Genomic DNA, 19,083 nt, shown 5'->3' with positions numbered 1-19,083 from the left:
ATTTTTGTTATTCCAATGTGATTATTCCCAAACAAACACAGCTTTCTCAGTCTTTCTTTCATCAAACATACGGAAAGCTGTTTCCGCTTCTTCCAACTTAAATTGGTGAGTAACCAACTTTTCTACAGGCAGATTCTTTCTAACAATAAACTCCGCAATCTCATCAAATTCCTGAATTGGGAAGTACCAAGAACCCATTACAGAAATCTGTTTTCGAATTAATTGCGCACTTGGTTTGATTGTGGTCTCTTTACTTTCCCCGATAAAAGCGACACGTCCATGTGCTCTCACGCAATCTAATGCATCATTCTCACCGTAAGGGCTTCCGGAACAATCAATTGCAGCATCTGCACCAAGACCCTTTGTAATACGAGCGATTTCTTCTTGAACATTCATTGTTTTACCATTGATGGTATAATCCGCACCCAATTCCTTCGCAAGGTCCAAGCGCTCATCCAGCATATCAACAGCAATAACGGTTGCTCCTAATCCTTTAGCGATCATCACACCAGCGCCGCCCATAGGTCCCATTCCAAAAATAACAAGATAGTCTCTTCCGGAAATCCCTAATCTCTTTTGCGCGTGATAAAGAGTTCCAACTGCGTCGGTTGAAACAGCTGCTGTTACGAAACTCATGCTATCTGGCAATCTCATGCAGTTTTCCGCTGGAACGACCATGTACTCTGCGTCACCGCCATGAGAGTCAAAGCCGATACACTTAAACTCTTTGCAGAACATTTTGTAGCCGCTCTTACAATGAGCACATTCCCCGCAGCCAAGAGCTAGGTAAACAGCCACGCGGTCACCGGTTTTGAACTTTGATACGCCGGTACCAACTTCAGTAATAACCCCTGCAGGCTCATGTCCTGGCACGGTGCAGCCGCATTTTGTTCCTTCAAAAACAGAAGTTCCATAATATAAGCTCATATCACTGCGGCAAATAGCTGAAGCTTTTAATTGAACTAATACCTCTCCTTGGCTAGGTGTTGGGATATCCACCTGACGAATTTCTACCTTTTTATCTCCTGGAAAAAATACAGCATTCATTGTTGTCATTGTACTGCCTCCAATCATTCATCATTAATTTTGAAAAACAATTATCCTATCATATTTCCTTGAAATGAGCTGCGGGAGGGAACAGCCCCTCCCTTTGGAAGCAAGAGAACCGTCCCCATGCTTCCAAAAAATTAAGCCCACCACATCTCGGTAATTTTCTCCTTGAACATGGCCCCTTTTAAGAGAGTAATAGCTTTGCTTAGTCCCTCGTCGGTGGAAGCAAGCATATCTTCATGTTCAATGGAAATAACATAATCGTATCCGACTGCTCGAAGGGCACTTACTATGTCTTTCCACATTTTTTCGTCCGAGCCGTATCCGACTGATCTAAATGTCCAAGAGCGGTCTAAAATTTGGCTATAATGCTTTGTATCTAAAACACCATTAATCTTGATATTTGCTTGATCTAAATAAGTGTCCTTCGCATGGAAATGGAAAATTGCATTTTCCCTGCCAAGCTTTTTGATGGCCTCGACCGGGTCAATTCCTTGCCAAACAAGGTGGCTCGGATCAAAGTTTGCACCAATGTTTTCGCCGGCATGCTCCCTTAACTTTAGTAGAGTTTCAGGATTATAAACTACAAATCCTGGGTGCATTTCAAAAGCAATTTGCTGAATGCCATGCTCTTTCGCGAATTTTGCTTCCTCTTTCCAATAAGGAATAACGACTTCGTTCCATTGCCAGTTCAGCACTTCTAAATATTCCGGAGGCCATGAGCATGTAACCCAGTTTGGATTTTTTGCACTTATATAATCACCCGGACAGCCGGAGAAGCCATTGATAACAGGAACTTCCAAAAGTTCTGCAAGTAATACCGTTTTTCTCCAAACGTCATGTGACTCTTGAGCAATGTTTACATTTGGATGAAGCGGGTTACCGTGGCAGCTTAAGCCGCAGATCGTTAATCCCCTAGTTTCATGTGCTCTTAGGAATGATTTTCTTTTTTCAGGAGATTCAAGCAATTCATCCGGATTACAGTGATGATTGCCGGGATAATTCCCTGTCCCCAATTCAACGGCCTCCACACCCATGGCTGCCAGTTTATCCAACATTTCTTCAAAAGGCAGGTTCTGATACAAGGGGGTAAATACACCTAATTTCACGCAAGTACCTCCTTGCTAGCCTGAACCTTCACCCATTTCTGCTGCTGGTTACTTTCTAAGATTGCGTCTGTGATACACATCGAAAGGTGCCCGTCTGCAAATGTCGCAAAATTAGACTTGTCTGTTTTCAGGCTTTTGCCATCGCGAACAAACGAGTAGAAATTCAACATCATATTTTTCAAAGCATCTGGCCAGCCTTCATTATGCCCTCCAGGATGATGAATAGCAGACCTTGCCTCCGGAGAAAACAACGCCGGGTCCGCTAATAGAACTTCATTTGCTTTATCCCGGTGCCCGATCCATAGCTTCTCTGGTTCTTCCTGGTTCCAGAATATTGAAGCTTTACTTCCATTAATCTCAAAGCTTAATCTATTTTTCCGTCCCGCACTGACTTGAGATACAGTAAAGACTCCTCTAGATCCATCCTCAAACCGGACAAGAACAGATGCATAATCTTCTGTATTAATTGGTACATCTTCATATTTCATATCTTCCACCGTCTGTGCCCCAAAAGTAGCTACGTTTCCTGTCGGTTTCTTTCTTACTGGAACAACAGTTGCTAAATCGGCAAAAACTTCGACAATCCTTTTCCCTGTTACAAATTGGACGGTATCACACCAATGGGAACCAATGTCCGCTACTGCGCGTGACTTTCCGCCTACTTCCGGTGCCAAACGCCAGTTGTAGTCTGTTTCATATAATAACCAGTCCTGCAAGTAGCTTCCGTGAACCAAGTTCACTTTCCCAAGATCACCTTCAGTGATTTTCGCTTTTAAGTTTTGTACACTCGCATGCTGTCTGTAATTAAAGTTCACCGCATGGATGACGCCTTGTTTTTCTGCTAACTCCAACAATTCTGCTGATTCATCACTGTTCATAGCCAGTGGTTTCTCTGAGACAACATGCTTTCCAGCTAAAATAATCTCTTTATTAATGGCAAAATGAAGATGATTTGGTGTGCAATTGTGAATGACCTGGATTTCGCTGTCTTTCAGCATTTCTCGGTAATCACCAAAGGCCTTCGGAATTCCAAGCTCAGCTGCCTTTTTTTCAGCCATTTCTTGACTGGTTTCCGCCAAACCAGCTACTTCTACAAAACCAAGCCTTCTGATGGCCTCTATGTGAGTCGGCCCGATAAAACCAGTACCGATAATACCAACTTTAATCTTCTCCACCTTTCTTCCTCCTGTTCAAAAGTTGATCGTGTTGTTCAAGGATGCAAATTTATAGACCTTATAGGGTCATTCCGCTTTTTTTGAAAAGAATTCCGCCGCTTTTATCATTAATTCAGATAATGTCCAAGGAAATTCTGCCAGTTTTCTCATTAATTCCGTCAATAAACGGGGGAATTCCACAGAATTTTGCTATTATTCCGTGGAAATCTCTATTAAAAATTACCTCTTCAACGCTTTCTTACCGAAAGCCACCGCCAAAATAATGATAATCCCTTTAATAATCATTTGCTGGCTGACATCAAGACCCATGATAATCAAACCATTGTTGATCGTACCAATCATTAGTGAACCAACAATCGTTCCGATGATTGTTCCTACACCGCCAAACAAGCTTGTCCCACCAAGGATAACCGCAGCAATAACAGAAAGCTCATCCCCTTCACCGAAGGAAAAACGTCCTGCATTCATACGGCCCGCATAAAGGAGACCAGCTAAACCAGCCATTAAACCAGTTGCTAGGAATACCATTAGCTTGATCTTCATTGTCTTTACGCCAGAGAATCTTGCAGCATTTTCATTTCCGCCTGTTGCTAATACCTGACGGCCAAATGATGTCTTACGAAGTAATATATGGGCAATCACTGTAAATACTAGAGTCCAAATAAGTAAAACAGGAATCGGTCCAATGTCCCCTGAACCAAAGATGAAATTGAAATTTGCGTCTACAATCGGAACTGGAGCAGTATCTGTAACCCACATCGCAGCACCTTTAATGGCTCCCATTGTTCCCAGTGTTACCAAGAAGGAAGGAATCGCTACTTTTGTTACAAGCAGACCATTGATTAATCCAACCACAAGACCTGTACCAACACCGCCTATAAGTCCACCAATGATGCCATAACCAGCTTGGATGGCTAATGCACCTACCAGAGAAGAAAGGGCAGCGATGGAACCGACAGAAAGGTCGATTTCTCCTGTACTAATAACAAATGTCATGGCTAACGCCATCAAAGAAATCGTCGCTGTTTGTCTAACAATGTTTAATAAGTTCCCTGAAGTTAAAAACCCTTCATCACTTAAGCTGATAGAAAAATAGATTAATACGCCCACGAAGGCAAAATAGACAATATAATTACGCCACTCGAATCCTTTCAACGCAGAAGTTGCTGGCTTTTGAATACTAGAAACCTTGGATTGCATATTGTAATTCCTCCTCTGATTTAATCTCCCTGCGGGTCATTTCCTTTTTGATTTTCCCATCATGCATGACGATCACACGGTCACTCAAAGCAAGCAGTTCTGGGAGCTCGGAGGAAACCACAAGGATCGCCTTGCCGTTTTCGGCCATAGCTCGAATAATTTCAACAATTTCTGTTTTTGCACCTATATCCACACCAATTGTTGGTTCATCCAACATCAAGACAGTAGGGTCGTTCGCCAGCCATTTGGCTAGAACGATTTTTTGCTGATTACCGCCCGATAACAACCCGGCCTTTTTAAAAATATTATCTGTTTTAATATTTAACTTCCTAACAAATTCATTACTAATCTCATTGGATTTCTTACTATCAATAAAAGCTCCTTTTTTCACCTTCGAAAGAATTGGAAGAATCATATTATCCTTGACACTATGTTCAAGGACCAATCCTTGCATCCGGCGGTCCTCCGGAATCAGTGCAAGTCCGGCTTCTATGGCATTCTTAGGATTCCTAATGGATTGTTTTTGACCATTGATGTAGATGTCTCCACTCTTAATTGGGTCAATCCCAAAGAGATTTCGAAGTAATTCCGTCCGGCCGCTTCCCATTAACCCGGCAATTCCGACGATTTCACCCGGCTGAATTTTCAGATTAATATCTTGGACATGTTCGGCACTTAAGTTTCTTACTTCAAAAATGGGCGGCACGTCCGTTGCGTAGGAACGTTCTTTCCATTCAAACGCTTGGTCAAATTGCATACCGACTATATGTGAAATTACAGTATCAAGATCGGTTTCACTGCATTTTTCTGTTGTGATATATCGGCCATCACGCATAATCGTGATTCGGTCACATATTTCAAAGATTTCATCCATCCGGTGAGAAATATAGATGATGGAATAACCTTTTGCTTTCAATTTGTTAATAAAACTAAAGAGTACTTCCGTTTCATTTTTGGTTAAGGACGAGGTTGGCTCATCCATAATCAGAATCTTTGCTTCTTGGGAAAGTGCTTTGGCAATTTCCGTCATCTGCCAATAGCCAACCCCCAAATTTTGAACTACATCATTTGGTCTAATATCAACGCCTAATTCTTCAAGCAATTTTTCTGTTTTCTTCTCACAATTCTTATCATCGAGCAGCCCTAATGATGTTTTCTTCTCACGAGTAAGATAGATGTTTTGGGCGACGGTAAGGGTAGGAATTAAACTAAACTCTTGGAAAATCATCGATATATTATTCTTTTGAGCATCATCATAACTTTTAATGCTTACTGGTTTTCCTTCAATTAAAATCTCGCCGCTGTCTGCAGAGTATACGCCTGTGAGGATTTTCATTAACGTCGATTTCCCGGCACCATTTCCCCCCATCAAGGCGTGAACTTCACCTTTTTTGACGGAAAAATGGACATCGTTTAAAACGGTAATCCCATTAAAAGCTTTATTTATACCTCTCATTTCGAGAATCGGTTGTTCCATCCAAGTCCACCTTCTTTTTATGTTAGAGGCTGCTTTCAAAAGCAGCCCCTTTCCTTTTTTTAAAATTATTTCATCGCATTTTTTACTGTGTCAGGAGCGTCTGTTCCGTAGATTAACTTCCATTCATCTAATACATTTTCTTTCGTAACTTTGATGGATGGTGAAGCGACATAAGCTGGTGCTTCTTTCCCTAATAGTGCATAGCCGGCAAGGATTGCTTGAGCTACACCTTGGTCATATGGGAGCTGTGCTCCAAGACCTTTAACAATTCCATCTTGTGCAATGGAGATTGCTCCGTTTGTACCTAAGTCAACTGTTGTAACAACTAGGTCATCCCTGCCAGCTGTTCTTGCTGCAGCCATAACACCTTCAGCCGGTACATCCCATGGAGCGAAGATACCATCAATATCATGGTGTCTTGTCAACATAGCAGATGCTACTTCTTCTGCCTGATTTGGACCAGTAATCCCACTTTTTGCGACAATCTCAATATTTGGATATTTTTCTTTGATTCTTTTTTCAAAAGCATCAGAACGGTTTTTGGTTACAAAGAAGTTTACATCGTGATACACAATGCCGACTTTACCCTTTCCGCCAAGTTTTTCAGCCATAATGTCTGCTGCGGTTGCTCCGTTACCCATGTTGTCACCAGACACAATACTGATATAATCTTTACCTGCAACTAAACCTTGTGCAGCACCATCCATGAATACTAACTTTACGCCTTGGGCAACAGCCTTTTTATAAGCTGGTGCGGTAGATACGGCATCAACTGGAACAGATATCATAATGTCCGGCTTTTTCGCTAAAACGGTTTCGATATCATTTACTTGCTTTTCCGCTTTGAACTGTGCATCTGTTACAGCAACGATCTTGATGCCCATCTTCTTAAATGTATCTTTCATCGCACCAACTGCGGCATTCATATAGTCAGTACCAGAGTAGTGCATAACAATTGCCGCTTTATAATTACCTTCTTTAATCTTCTTTAGCTCATCTTCCGTAAGCTGCAATGTCTTAGCTGAAACGGCCTGTTCTCCGTTCGGCCCTTTATCTTGTACCGCTAAATCAGGAATCTTTGGATTGATCGTTAATGGACCTGAAGCTGTTTCTGAGTAGTTTTCATTCTTTTTCGTGCTCGCTTGTTCAGATGTAGATTTTTTTCCGCCACACCCTGTAAGAAAAACACTTAAAACAAGTAACAGTAAAACTGTAATAGAAAAACTCTTTTTCATTTGATTACCCCCACTATAGTAGTTATTTAGTTGAAGCTCTTTATTTGTCGGTACCACCTTACAATCTATAAGTGTGGCACCACCCCCTTTTCATAAATGTAAGCTTAATAGAATATTTCTAGTAATGGATTACATTCATTTAAGTTATAAAACCAGGATTCTATGGGCTTCAAAAAATGTAATTGATTAAATTTTTTTCTAAAAAATTTTCACATACTGCTGACAAGACTGTCTTACAATCAACTGGTTAGCTAAAAGCATTTGCTCGTGTTTGATTTCTTCTTTGTTGATGAGCCTCAATAATAATTCCGCCACTTTCTCACCAATTTCAAACGCGGGCTGGGCAATCGTTGTCAGACCTGGTTCGAATATGGACGAGAATTTCAGATTATCAAAACCGAGAACCGAAATATCCTCTGGCACCTTAAGCCCCTTAGATTTAATGGCTTTAATGACTCCCATTGCCATTTCATCATTGGCAGCGAAAATCGCAGATGGGAGTTGACCAATGGCAAAAAACTTCATCATAAGGTTAAAACCGCTTTCAAAAGAGAAATCACCTTCCTGGACTAGCACAGGATCCACGATAAGGTTGTTGCTTGACATTGCTTGATAAAATCCTTTGAGACGGTCTCGGTTCAAGATACTATTGAGAGGTCCAATAATGCAGCCAATTCTTTCGTGTCCCAAATCGATTAAATATTCCGTTGCATTTCTGGCACCACTTATGTTATCAATCGAAACAGTTGTGATGTTGGAACCTTCCATATACTCACACGCAAGGACCAAAGGAAATCTTTGGGCCGTCTCTTCAACGGTTGCTGCATCCGTTTGGGCAGTTAATAAAGCCATTCCATCTGCTTTTTTTTGATGCAAAAGGTTTAAAAACCACTTTTCTCGTTCCAGTTCATTGCCTGTATCGCCGAGTATAACTTGATATCCATTAGTAACGGCTACTGCTTCAATCCCCCTAAACACCTTTGAAAAAAACGGATTTGTAATGTCAGGCACAACAACTAGAATGGTTTTAGCAGAAACAATTTCCTTCTTTGCTACATCTACAATCCCTACCATCTTTGTTATTTGTCCTTTCCTGTTTCTATATTTGAATTGTAATCGATTACAAAATTGTCGTCTAATCATCTTCCGACAAGGTTTTTTTTCAACTGAAATCGTTTTCTATCCTTTTGAACACGATTATCGTTCATTCGGACAATAAAATCATAAATTTTAAAAAAAAACAAAAAAATTGAGGTCCGGTAAACCCGGACCTCACAACGATTTATTTTTTTGTAATTCTGCTAACTTATTCTTGGAAACTTTTGCTGTCTCCTCATAATTTTTAAAATATGCTTTGTACGTTTGCCCTGCCGTTTCAATCCTCTTTAAATATTGCAAATTAATAATATAGGAACGATGGGAGGCTACAAAACGAGAATCAAGGAGTTCTTCAAGATTCGTTAACGCCTCATTTACCTCTATTTTTTGATCAATTGTATGGATGACGGCCTTTCGGTCCGCTCGTTCAATAAAAATAATGTCATCTAACGGTATAAAAGAAAACTGATTGGACTGTTTTACCATTAAATCCTTCTTAACAGTTGGGCGCTCGCTTTCGGCTGGAGTCTTAGCAAGTGCAGCTGCTCGTCCTAACGCTGCATAAAGACGGTCACGGTCAATAGGTTTGATAATGTAATCGATTGCATTTACACTAAAAGCTTCTAAGGCAAACTCATCATGCCCGGTGATAAAGATAACTTGCAATGACGGGACTACTTTTTTACAAGATTTCACCGCTTCCATCCCATTCAACAATGGCATATTAATATCAACCAAAATGATGTCTGGCTTTTCTATCATCACCTTGCAAATTAAATCCTCACCATTAACGGCCTCTCCAACCATTTCATAACTCTGCAAAGGTTTAATGAGATGCTTCAATAGTTTTCTGGATGGTGCATGGTCCTCTGCAATTAGAACCCTCATAAGATCACCTCATGTTAAAAGCTTTTAATTTATTGAAACATTAATATAAGTAAATTGAAAATTCTTTTTTGAAATCGTTAACAAATTATCTACTTTGAGTATAAGGCAGTTTAAGCGGTAAAGGAAGTAATTTAATATAATTTGCTGATAGTGTTTTTTTGCAGTTTTCTGTGGACTATACTAACACTAAAGCTTCAGAAAAATGCACGACTATTCGGTCAAAGGCAGGATAAGAAAATGGAACTCACCCCTAACGAAAATTTATATAAAGAAGTTTTACAAACCATGTCTGAATACGTCATTATTCAGGAAAAGTCAGGTAAAACAATTGCACTTAATGAAAACGCGGAAAACGTGCTCGGTGTTAAATCAGAATTTTTTACAGGCTCAAGCTTTCAGCAACTTGAATATATAAATGAAGACGGCACAACACTGCCCTATTCCCAATTGCCAGGAATGATCACACTCGAGAAAGGGATCCCTTTTTATAACTATGTGGTGGGAGTGATTAATCCTGAATCCGGCACCAAATGGCTTTCAATAAATTCAAAACCTCTCAACATGCGTAAAGATGGTGAACAGGTTGCCCTAATTACCATTTCGGATATCACCGAACGAAAAAAAATGGAACAAACCATTATTCATGCTAAAGAAGAGGCAGAAAAGGCGAACCTGGCTAAATCTGATTTTCTGTCCAAAATGAGCCATGAACTTCGGACACCATTGAATGGAATACTTGGTTTCGCACAGCTTTTAGAGTTAGATGATTCCTTAAATGATGAGCAGAGTGACTTTGTCCAGGAGATTCTAGGTGGAGGAAGACATTTATTAAGCTTAATCAATGATATTTTAGATCTATCAAGAATAGATACCGGCCAATTAAAAGTTTCAATTGTAGAAGTAAAACTAGAGACGATTATTAATGAATGTATGAACATCGTACAACCACTAGCCAAGAACAAGGGTATTAGTATTCACAACCAGTTAGATCCATCGCAAACCATTTCAGTTCTAGCCGATCCCATTCGACTGAAACAAATCCTCCTGAATCTTCTTGATAATGCTATTAAATATAACCAGGAAGACGGAAAAGTCATGATCTTTTCCTATTTAAAACGAAACGAGGCTGTCATTCATATTGCAGATACTGGGACCGGGCTTTCAGTTGAGGAATATCATAAAGTGTTTGTTCCATTTTACAGAATTAAAGGGACACAAGAAGAAGGTACTGGGATCGGATTGTCATTAGTGAAACAGCTTGTCCAATTAATGGGTGGAAAAATTAGTGTCACAAGCCAAAAAGAAATTGGCAGTGATTTTTACTTTAGCCTCCCCCTTCCCTATGAATTAAAGGCAGCGATGCAGTGGGGGGAAGAAGTGATCGATCTTCCAACAAAGAATGGCAAAAATGACCACTATTGTTTGCTATATATTGAAGATAATCAATCCAATTTAAACTTGGTAAAGAACATCCTGAAATCGCAGTCCTCCTTTACGATCTTAACTGCTCAATCTGGAAAAGAAGGACTAGAACTCGCTAGAACAAAAAAAGTCGATTTAATTCTGCTGGATCTGAATCTACCGGATATCCATGGTTTCGACGTGTTTAAGCTTTTAAAAATGAATGAAAAGACGAGGGACGTTGCTGTTATTGCTGTAAGTGCCAATGCCATGCCCCAGGACATCCAGCAGACATTAGGCAAGGGGTTTGATAATTATGTGACGAAACCCATTAATATCAAGGAGTTCTTAACAACTGTAAACGAGACTTTAACGAGTACAATTAATCAAAATATACCCGAACATAATATTTTAAGTATAGGACCAAATGGAGAGGAAGCTGTTTCTGCCAAGACATTGCAGTTGTCTTTGAAAGATTTAAAAAAACTCAGGGAAAAGAACTATACAGTTGCCATTGCGATGCACTATACAGGAAATAATTGGGCAAAGGCACAAATCGAGGGATTGAAGACAACTTTTAATAAAATGGGGATTAGGGTCGTGGCTATAACTGATGCCGAATTTAACTGGGAAAAGCAAGTCGCAGATATCCAAAAGATATTAGCGAAAAAACCGGATATTATTGTCAGTCTTCCCATCGATCCAGTATTGACCGTGAGTGCATTTCAAACCGCAGCTCAATCAGGTGTTAAGCTGGTGTTTATGGACAATATACCATATGGGCTAGAAGCGGGTAAGGATTATGTTAGCGTTGTATCCGCTGACAATTATGGAAACGGGGCCTACGCCGCAGACATCCTCGCAGAGAAAATTGGCTTTAAAGGCAAGATTGGGGTTATATACCACGATGCTGATTTTTTTGTAACGAAACAAAGATTAACTGCTTTTGAAAAGACGATTAAAGAAAGTTATCCTGACATTCAAATCATAGCCCGTAGCGGTTTTACAAGTCCATTGGATGGGAAAGAACTTTCAGACGCTATGATTTCTGAACACCCGGATTTGAGGGGAATCTTTGTTGTATGGGATTTGGTAGCGGAAGGTGTTATGGCATCCGCCAGTGCCGCTGGAAAACATGATTTAGTCATTACAACAATCGATTTGGGTACCAATGCTGCTGTAGAAATTGCCAAAGATGGTCTTATCAAGGGCTCGGGTTCACAGATGCCCTACCATCAAGGAGTGGCCGAGGCGATCCTGGCAGGTTATGCTCTGCTCGGCAAACCAGCACCTGCTTATGTAGCTGTTCCGGCTCTAAAAGTAACAAAAGAAAATCTCCTTGAGGCATGGAAACTTGTGTACAACCAAGATGCCCCAGAAAATATTCAATCGTACAGTAATCGTCTTAATTAAACCAATGAAGTGGCATGGACGCACTATCGGATCAAGTGGTTGCAATGGATTTATTGATTGCAGCTAAAAGTTGAGTTAGAAATTATGCCATGGCAGTTACGGAATCAGGAACGCCCGAAATTAAAGAAATGCTCACTCGCCATTTAATGGAAGCTCTTGATATGCATGAACAAATTTCCTCATATATGGAAGAAAAAGGATGGTACCATGCTTGGGATACCAACGAACAAATCAATTTAGACTTAAATAATATCAATACAGCATTGAACTTACCCACTATATAAAATAAAATAGGAGCAGTTTAATATTACCAACCTAAACTGTTCCTAATAAACCATTTATATTTAAATGATTTAAATAACGATTTCCCTCCTTTTGCTACCACCATTTTCTTTTACAATTACAAATTTGATGTCTTTGCTTTTATGAATAGAGCTATATTAAGCTAATTACGACCTATTGGCTCCATGCTTACCCGTTCAAATTTCACAAAAAAATGAACCAACTATTTTTTATTATCAAATGGTAGGAGCAGGAAATTCATCAATTTTCATACGAAGTAAACTATAAGGTTTTTGTCGCAGGTCTTTTCCATAATGAAATCTTGCCTGCCGATGTAATTGGTTCACAATGACATATAAGTATTCATCCGGACCAATCGAAAAAGTATCCGGCCATAAAATTCTCGGATCATGTGCGATGGTTTCCATTGTGCCATTCGGCAATATCTTTCGAATACTATTGTTCTCATAATCTCCAGCATAAATTGCCCCTTTTGCATCTGTAATCATTCCATCAGACGCCCCTTTTTCTCCCCAATACTCCACTTGATAAAGTAAATCCATGTCCGGTATATTTCTGTCTCTCAGGGCTTCTGTTGAGATCGAGAACAGATGACGACTGGTTAGTGGACAAAAATATAATACCTTTCCATCAGGAGAAATCGCAATTCCGTCCGACGCCAATCTAAATGGAGAAGTCCCGCCATCTTTATTTCGATTCATCAACACTTTTCCTTCTACTTTCGGTATAAAATAGGGATCGGGTGAAGTTGAATTTGCCCCATTTAACCGTCTAAACGCGTTTCTATTTTCTAAATCTACGACGATAATAGCTCCTGGTCCTTTGGAAGAAGAATCCGTTATATAGGCATAACCTGCGTTTCCAACACGAAAATCAAATCGGACATCATTTAGGTATGTTGTTGGCAGGACAACATCTTCTGTAAAGGTGTATACTCTTCTAATTGTATTGGTTTTTAAATCAACAGCGACTAATTTTGCCCCACCTTTAATAGGTTCAGAAAAATTGGGTGCCGCTGTATCTAATACCCAAAGCGTTCCCCTTCCATCAGCAACTACACTTTGGACACTGATGAAAGTCATTGTTATATTCTCGGGGTTAACCAAATTGGTTTGTAAATTAGGATAAGGCTGCAATTTATCCTCAACAATTTCCGCCACCGTAAATTTAACATCGTCTCCCCATTTCGGAAAACAAATGAAAATACGACCAGTTTCCGAAACACTAACACCTGTAGGCATAGTGCCATAAAATGCATAAACTAGTTCAAACTTACCGAAATAATTTTCAATAGGCAGCATAGGTTTCATGATATCCTCCTCAACCATTTAAATGGGATATCACCTATATATGATTTATATTTTCTCTAGTGCATGTTTCTTAATAAGTTTTTCTATACGAAAAGATGATGGAATGGATTGTTTTCGAAATTTAATAAGTCTGTCAGAAGAAAGGGTAATATTATTAAAGGTCTCCAGATGAAGTAGAGTTCAATTAGTGGGCAGCGAAGCTCAATTTCCAGAATCAACGTTAAGTTGTTATAAAATACAAATTGAGAGGCAGCAAATTTGTTGTAGAAATTGAAACCAGAGAATACATAGCTCCACAGAAGTTAACCTTTTATCAATTCGTCGATGAATGGAAAGATAAATACGCTCGAAAACATCTCGGCCCAAAAACATTTAAAAATTACATGGTAATAAGCCCAAACTCTTTTCACCGGCTCTGTCTTCCTTAAATTTCATCCTAACCTAATTACAAAACATACGTTCGACTAAATCCAATTAACTAACCTATATTTTTAAAAATAATAAATTCATTTAAACGGATAATTTAACTCTTACAAAAGAAAAAATCCTAAAATCATTAAGATTTTAGGATTTTTTATGATGACCTGTGAGGGGTTCGAACCCCCGACCTCAACCCTGTCAAGGTTGCGCTCTCCCAGCTGAGCTAACAGATCTCTTATTTAACTACAAATCTAATTATAGTAAAAATAATAAAAATGTCAATACCATTTTTAGTTTTCCTTATAATTATCCATTACAACCAATCTCTAATACAAACAAGAACATTAGTTCTATTCCCCTTGAATAAAGAACAAATGTTTGGATATAATAATACTATAACCAAGAAAGGAGAGATCCAAATGGATGGACTTTTCATGCGATCAATCGAGGAAAATATCCCGTTAGAAATGATTTACCTTGCCGACAACCAAGAATTATCCCAACGGAAATTGATTGTGAAGGAAGTGAATGACGAATATATTCGCGCCTTTTGTCTGCTCCGAAAACAAATGCGTACCTTCAAACGTGAAAATATATTATCCATTATGCCTGATTCCCGTACTAACTACCGCTACCTTCACTAATCCTCACACCCACAGTCACACCACATTCCTCCCTCTATTATTAAAAGCATTTCCACTTTAGTTTTGTTATAATGCAGTGGTAGAGATTGAATCACGGGGGGATTTATCACATGGCGTTTCCAAAAGGAACCATCAAAGAACTTACCATTTATAGTGCAGAACTTGGAGAGGACATCCAACTCCTTGTCTATCTGCCAGCAAACTTCTCACCGCTATATAAATACTCGCTGTTAATTGCCCAGGATGGCCGAGACTATTTCCAGCTCGGCAGAATCGCGCGCTTGGCAGACGAGTTTCTTTTTCAAAGAGAAATTGAAAATTTAATCATTGTAGGGGTACCCTATAAAAATGTAGAAGACCGCCGCAAAAAATATCATCCCAATGGCTCTCAGAATCAACCATACATCCGGTTCTTAGCCCATGAATTAGTTCCTTTTCTTGACCAAGAGTTTCCTACCTACCAAATGGGCTCAACAAGAGCACTAATAGGCGACTCTCTCGGTGGTGCTGTTTCTTTAATGACAGCGCTTCAATATCCACATACATTCGGAAAAGTCCTTTTACACTCCCCATTTGTGGATGAAAATATTTTGAACGCAGTTAAGACCTTCTCGGAGGGACAGTTATTACAGCTTTATCATGTAATTGGGAATCAAGAAACGGAAGTTCAGACAACGGACGGCAGTCTGAAAGATTTCCTAACCCCGAACAGGGAGCTATCAAAAATAATTTCAGAGAAACCCATTACATATTTTTATGAAGAATTTAGTGGTAATCATACCTGGAAGTACTGGCAGCCTGATTTACGGCGCGCCCTTAAAATGTTATTTTAATTTAACAAATATCAACAACATGATAAGTCATTTAATATTTTTTGAAAATTTGCTATAATATTAGGAAGGTTAATTTTTGTTTATATTGTAAAAAGGAAGTTCATCTAAATGGAGGTATACGTATGAAATTTGGAGTTGTTATTTTTCCATCAAAAAAACTACAGGATTTAGCTAATTCCTATCGAAAACGTTATGACCCGCATTATGCTTTAATTACGCCGCACTTAACATTGAAAAATGCTTTTGAGGCGTCCGAAGAAGAAGCGAGAGAGTATGCTGATAAATTAAGAAGATTGGCTGCAAGTCATAATGCATTTACATTAAAAACTTCGAAAATCAGCTCATTCAAACCCGTAAACAATGTTATTTATTTTAAAGTCGAAAAATCGGACGAACTAACCGCTTTGCATAACGAAGTTAATCAAGAATTTACAGAGCAAAACTTAGAATATGCATTTGTTCCGCATATCACCATTGGTCAACAGCTTTCCAATGATGAACATTCTGATGTATTTGGTTCCCTGCGTATGACTGCGATTAACCATGAAGAAATGATTGATCGTTTCCATCTTCTTTATCAATTAGAAAATGGTTCTTGGACCGTTTATGAAACATTTCGTCTTGGAAAGGAATAGTTTAATTGACAGTAAAGATTGTTGAAAATCAAAAAGAACTTGAAGATGCCTATTTTATTAGGAAAACTGTATTCGTTGAAGAACAGGCTGTCCCACTTGAAGAGGAAATCGACGCATACGAAAACGATGCAAAACATTTTGTCATGTACCATGAAGGTTCTCCAGTTGGTGCTGGCCGCTTTCGTTACATTGATGGTTATGGAAAAGTCGAACGAATCTGTGTCTTGAAAGAGGCAAGAAAAATTGGGGCCGGAAAAGCGATTATGAATTCGATTGAAAACTATGCACGTGAAAAAGACATTCATAAATTAAAGCTTAATGCTCAAACCCAGGCTATTCCATTTTACTCGGGACTTGGTTATGAGGTTGTCTCAGAAGAATTTATGGATTCAGGAATTCCACATAAAACGATGGTGAAAAAAATTTAACCTCTTGTAGCACTTAACGCGGCAGCGTTAAGTGCTTTTTTGGTAATTCCATCAATGTCAAAGAACCTCTTTTAGTTCCTCCAAGGTTTTGATATGATAGAACATGTCTTGATTTTTGGATATAGAGGATAAAAAATTATGAAAACAGCGATTTATCAAAATCAAAATATTGTCCTTGAGCAATTAAGCAGGGACCAGTATCAGAAAATATTTCTTGCCGGAAAAAATGGTCATTTAAATTGTCCGAGCTGTAACGAAAACGTTCGCTTGTTTTTAGGTATCCACAAGGAACCTCATTTTTTCCATATACATTCACCTGAAAAACATTGTCCAGAGCCCGAAGTCGTGATCGACGACAAGGCTGATATACAACCAACTACTGAATTGAATGGATTTAGCATTCCAAAGGGTAGGACGATAACAAAAACCCCGCAAAGCATTGACCAATTTAAAGCCGCCAAAACAATTGAATATTCTGTTCCATTTAACCTGTCGGATAAAAACGCTCAGGAGGAACTCTCACCTTTTTTACGACGACTTGCAGGAAATGGAATTGTTCTTGATGAAAGTCAGGCTGCCGCTGTCAAAGAAACAGATGGCTCTCTGTTAGTACTTGCTGGTGCCGGAAGTGGTAAAACTCGAGTATTAACAGTACGAACAGCATATATGCTGACTGAAAAACTCATCGACCCAAAAACGATCATGCTTGTCACTTTCACATCAAAAGCGGCAGCAGAAATGAAGCATCGGCTGCTTTCCTATCCACAAATAAAACGCGATAACATTAATCAACTGGTTACTGGTACTTTTCACAGTATTTTTTATCGCATCCTGATGTTCCACGACGCGCATAATTGGTCATCAGGCAAACTTTTAAAAAAAGAATGGCAGCGAGACAAAATCCTGAAGGAAGCTGGAAAAGAACTTGATTTATCTGAAAAAGAGTTTGCCTATGATTTAGCGCTTCAGCAAATCGGCCTTTGGAAGAACTCTCTGCTAATGCCAAATGAAGTGAAGCCCACTTCTGATTGGGAAGAAAAAACGGCCTTTTTATATAAAAAATATGAGGACTATAAGAAGAAAGAGGGACTGTTTGATTTTGATGATATGCTGATTGGATGCTATCATCTGTTTATCTCATCCCCCTCCCTTCTTGACCAGTATCAAAATCGTTTTCATTATTTTTTAATTGATGAGTTTCAGGATATAAATAAGGTCCAATACGAGCTCATCAAACTTTTATCTGCAAAAAATAAAAATGTTTGTGCGGTTGGTGACGATGATCAAGCCATTTATTCATTTAGAGGAAGTGACCCAAGTTATTTACTACAGTTTGAAAAGGATTTTCCCTATGCAAAAATGGTCACACTTGATCAAAATTATCGATCTTCACATGAAATTGTTTCCTCTGCGAACCAGATGATTGCAGCGAATAAAATCAGAAGATCAAAGAAAATGAAGGCACAGTTTTCTTCAGGAACACTTCCACAGTTATTTTTTCCTTATGATGAAGAGGAAGAAGCAACGATGGTTGTCACTGATATACAAGAGCAGATATCTAATGGAGCAAACCCTTCCGACTTTGCCATTCTTTATCGGACCAATGCCGGCTCGCGTGCGGTGTTTGAAAGACTGGCCGGCTCGAATCTTCCATTTAAGATTGATCTAGATGCAGAAGCTTTTTACGATCGTTATATCGTTAGAAGCGCCCTTTCTTTTCTAAAAGTGAGTTTAAATGAGGATGACACAAAGGCAATGTCTGAGATATTACCTTTGCTATTTCTAAGGCAAACGGTCCTTAAAGAATTGAAAGCACAAAGCATCCTAAAGAATTGCAGCCTGCTTGAAGCGCTTAGCCACTTAACTACGGCCCACGCTTTTCAGGAAAAGAAATTAAAAAAAGCGGTCACGATTATTCGGGGACTGAAGCATTCATCCCCACACTCAGCACTTGAAAAAGTCGAAAAAGATATTGGCTTTCTTGATTTTTTGAAAAAACGGGGTAACGAGTCAAATAAGCTTGAAAAAGGCTCTGACGACCTTAAAGACCTAAAAGTGGCCGCAAAAAGCTTCGATAAAATTGAAGCGTTCCTTGCTCATGCAGAGCATATGTCGGCTATGAACAAAGAAATTAAAAGTTTAAGTAAACATTTTCATGAAGCCATTAGTCTTAGTACGATTCACCGCTCAAAAGGTCTCGAATACAAAACAGTTTATATTGTAGGTGCTGTCGATGGCAGTTTACCACACGATTTTGCACTAGAAGCGTATCGAAATGGCGATTTTACAGCACTTGAAGAAGAAAGAAGATTATTTTACGTAGCGATGACTCGAGCTATGGATCAGCTTTTTATCTCTGTTCCAGAAAATAGACGGGGCAAAAAGGCACATCGTTCAAGGTTTATTTCTCCGCTAACTAAAAAGAAGAAGACCACTTCCTAATTTAGGAAGGAGGTCTTCTTCT

Annotated in this window: 15 protein-coding genes, 1 tRNA gene and 1 pseudogene; 7 read left to right on the top strand and 10 right to left on the bottom strand. The window is 39.1% G+C overall.

Annotation, left to right across the window (positions count from 1 at the left end):
* Positions 1-21 precede the first annotated feature (21 nt).
* From FS608_RS18470 to FS608_RS18435, 8 genes are all read right to left on the bottom strand, one after another.
* Complete coding sequence (locus FS608_RS18470) at positions 22-1,056, bottom strand: zinc-dependent alcohol dehydrogenase family protein (protein ID WP_260871736.1); 1,035 nt, start codon at positions 1,054-1,056, stop codon at positions 22-24.
* Between the two features lie 131 nt (positions 1,057-1,187).
* Positions 1,188-2,159: a sugar phosphate isomerase/epimerase family protein gene (locus tag FS608_RS18465; RefSeq protein ID WP_144553724.1), complete on the bottom strand. Its 972-nt coding sequence runs from the start codon at positions 2,157-2,159 to the stop codon at positions 1,188-1,190.
* Complete coding sequence (locus tag FS608_RS18460; protein ID WP_144553722.1) at positions 2,156-3,334, bottom strand: Gfo/Idh/MocA family protein; 1,179 nt, start codon at positions 3,332-3,334, stop codon at positions 2,156-2,158. The genes FS608_RS18465 and FS608_RS18460 overlap by 4 nt, the downstream gene beginning before the upstream one ends.
* A gap of 219 nt (positions 3,335-3,553) precedes the next feature.
* Positions 3,554-4,534, bottom strand: a complete 981-nt coding sequence (locus FS608_RS18455) for an ABC transporter permease (RefSeq protein WP_144553720.1) — start codon at positions 4,532-4,534, stop codon at positions 3,554-3,556.
* Positions 4,515-6,011, bottom strand: a complete 1,497-nt coding sequence (locus FS608_RS18450) for a sugar ABC transporter ATP-binding protein (RefSeq protein WP_144553718.1) — start codon at positions 6,009-6,011, stop codon at positions 4,515-4,517. Before FS608_RS18450 ends, FS608_RS18455 begins: the two co-directional genes overlap by 20 nt.
* A 65-nt stretch (positions 6,012-6,076) precedes the next feature.
* Entirely contained in the window at positions 6,077-7,246 is a 1,170-nt protein-coding gene (locus tag FS608_RS18445; protein WP_144553715.1) for a substrate-binding domain-containing protein, read from the bottom strand.
* A 198-nt stretch (positions 7,247-7,444) separates the two neighbouring features.
* Complete coding sequence (locus tag FS608_RS18440) at positions 7,445-8,389, bottom strand: substrate-binding domain-containing protein (RefSeq protein WP_260871735.1); 945 nt, start codon at positions 8,387-8,389, stop codon at positions 7,445-7,447.
* Between the two features lie 129 nt (positions 8,390-8,518).
* Positions 8,519-9,232 (bottom strand): LytR/AlgR family response regulator transcription factor, encoded by a 714-nt coding sequence (locus FS608_RS18435; RefSeq protein WP_144553713.1) that lies wholly within the window; start codon positions 9,230-9,232, stop codon positions 8,519-8,521.
* Between the two features lie 237 nt (positions 9,233-9,469).
* Between FS608_RS18435 and FS608_RS18430 the strand changes: the two genes are divergently transcribed.
* Together FS608_RS18430 and FS608_RS18425 are read left to right on the top strand one after the other, a co-directional pair.
* The gene (locus tag FS608_RS18430; RefSeq protein WP_144553711.1) at positions 9,470-12,046 is read left to right on the top strand and encodes a substrate-binding domain-containing protein; all 2,577 of its coding nucleotides are present in this window, start codon (positions 9,470-9,472) and stop codon (positions 12,044-12,046) included.
* 14 nt (positions 12,047-12,060) lie between these two features.
* A pseudogene (locus tag FS608_RS18425) lies at positions 12,061-12,330 on the top strand (spore coat protein).
* Between the two features lie 234 nt (positions 12,331-12,564).
* Here the strand turns inward: FS608_RS18425 and FS608_RS18420 are convergent.
* Both FS608_RS18420 and FS608_RS18415 read right to left on the bottom strand, forming a co-directional pair.
* Positions 12,565-13,659, bottom strand: a complete 1,095-nt coding sequence (locus FS608_RS18420) for an L-dopachrome tautomerase-related protein (protein ID WP_144553710.1) — start codon at positions 13,657-13,659, stop codon at positions 12,565-12,567.
* 580 nt (positions 13,660-14,239) lie between these two features.
* Positions 14,240-14,312 (bottom strand) — tRNA-Val (locus FS608_RS18415).
* Positions 14,313-14,498: 186 nt separating this feature from the next.
* Here FS608_RS18415 and FS608_RS18410 point away from each other — a divergent pair.
* The 5 genes from FS608_RS18410 (at position 14,499) to FS608_RS18390 (ending at position 19,061) form a co-directional block, all read left to right on the top strand.
* Positions 14,499-14,723: a hypothetical protein gene (locus FS608_RS18410; RefSeq protein ID WP_144553708.1), complete on the top strand. Its 225-nt coding sequence runs from the start codon at positions 14,499-14,501 to the stop codon at positions 14,721-14,723.
* Between the two features lie 110 nt (positions 14,724-14,833).
* Positions 14,834-15,556 carry an alpha/beta hydrolase gene (locus FS608_RS18405; RefSeq protein WP_144553705.1) on the top strand — a complete coding sequence of 241 codons (723 nt, stop codon included), beginning with the start codon at positions 14,834-14,836 and terminating at the stop codon, positions 15,554-15,556.
* A 122-nt stretch (positions 15,557-15,678) separates the two neighbouring features.
* On the top strand, positions 15,679-16,191 hold the full coding sequence (locus FS608_RS18400) for a YjcG family protein (RefSeq protein WP_144553703.1): 513 nt from the start codon (positions 15,679-15,681) through the stop codon (positions 16,189-16,191).
* 5 nt (positions 16,192-16,196) lie between these two features.
* The gene (locus FS608_RS18395) at positions 16,197-16,619 is read left to right on the top strand and encodes a GNAT family N-acetyltransferase (RefSeq protein WP_144553701.1); all 423 of its coding nucleotides are present in this window, start codon (positions 16,197-16,199) and stop codon (positions 16,617-16,619) included.
* A gap of 138 nt (positions 16,620-16,757) precedes the next feature.
* The gene (locus tag FS608_RS18390; protein WP_144553699.1) at positions 16,758-19,061 is read left to right on the top strand and encodes a UvrD-helicase domain-containing protein; all 2,304 of its coding nucleotides are present in this window, start codon (positions 16,758-16,760) and stop codon (positions 19,059-19,061) included.
* Positions 19,062-19,083 lie beyond the last annotated feature (22 nt).

It is taken from the genome of Bacillus sp. X1(2014) (assembly GCF_007678255.1).
This window is presented reverse-complemented; position numbering and strand designations above follow the sequence as displayed.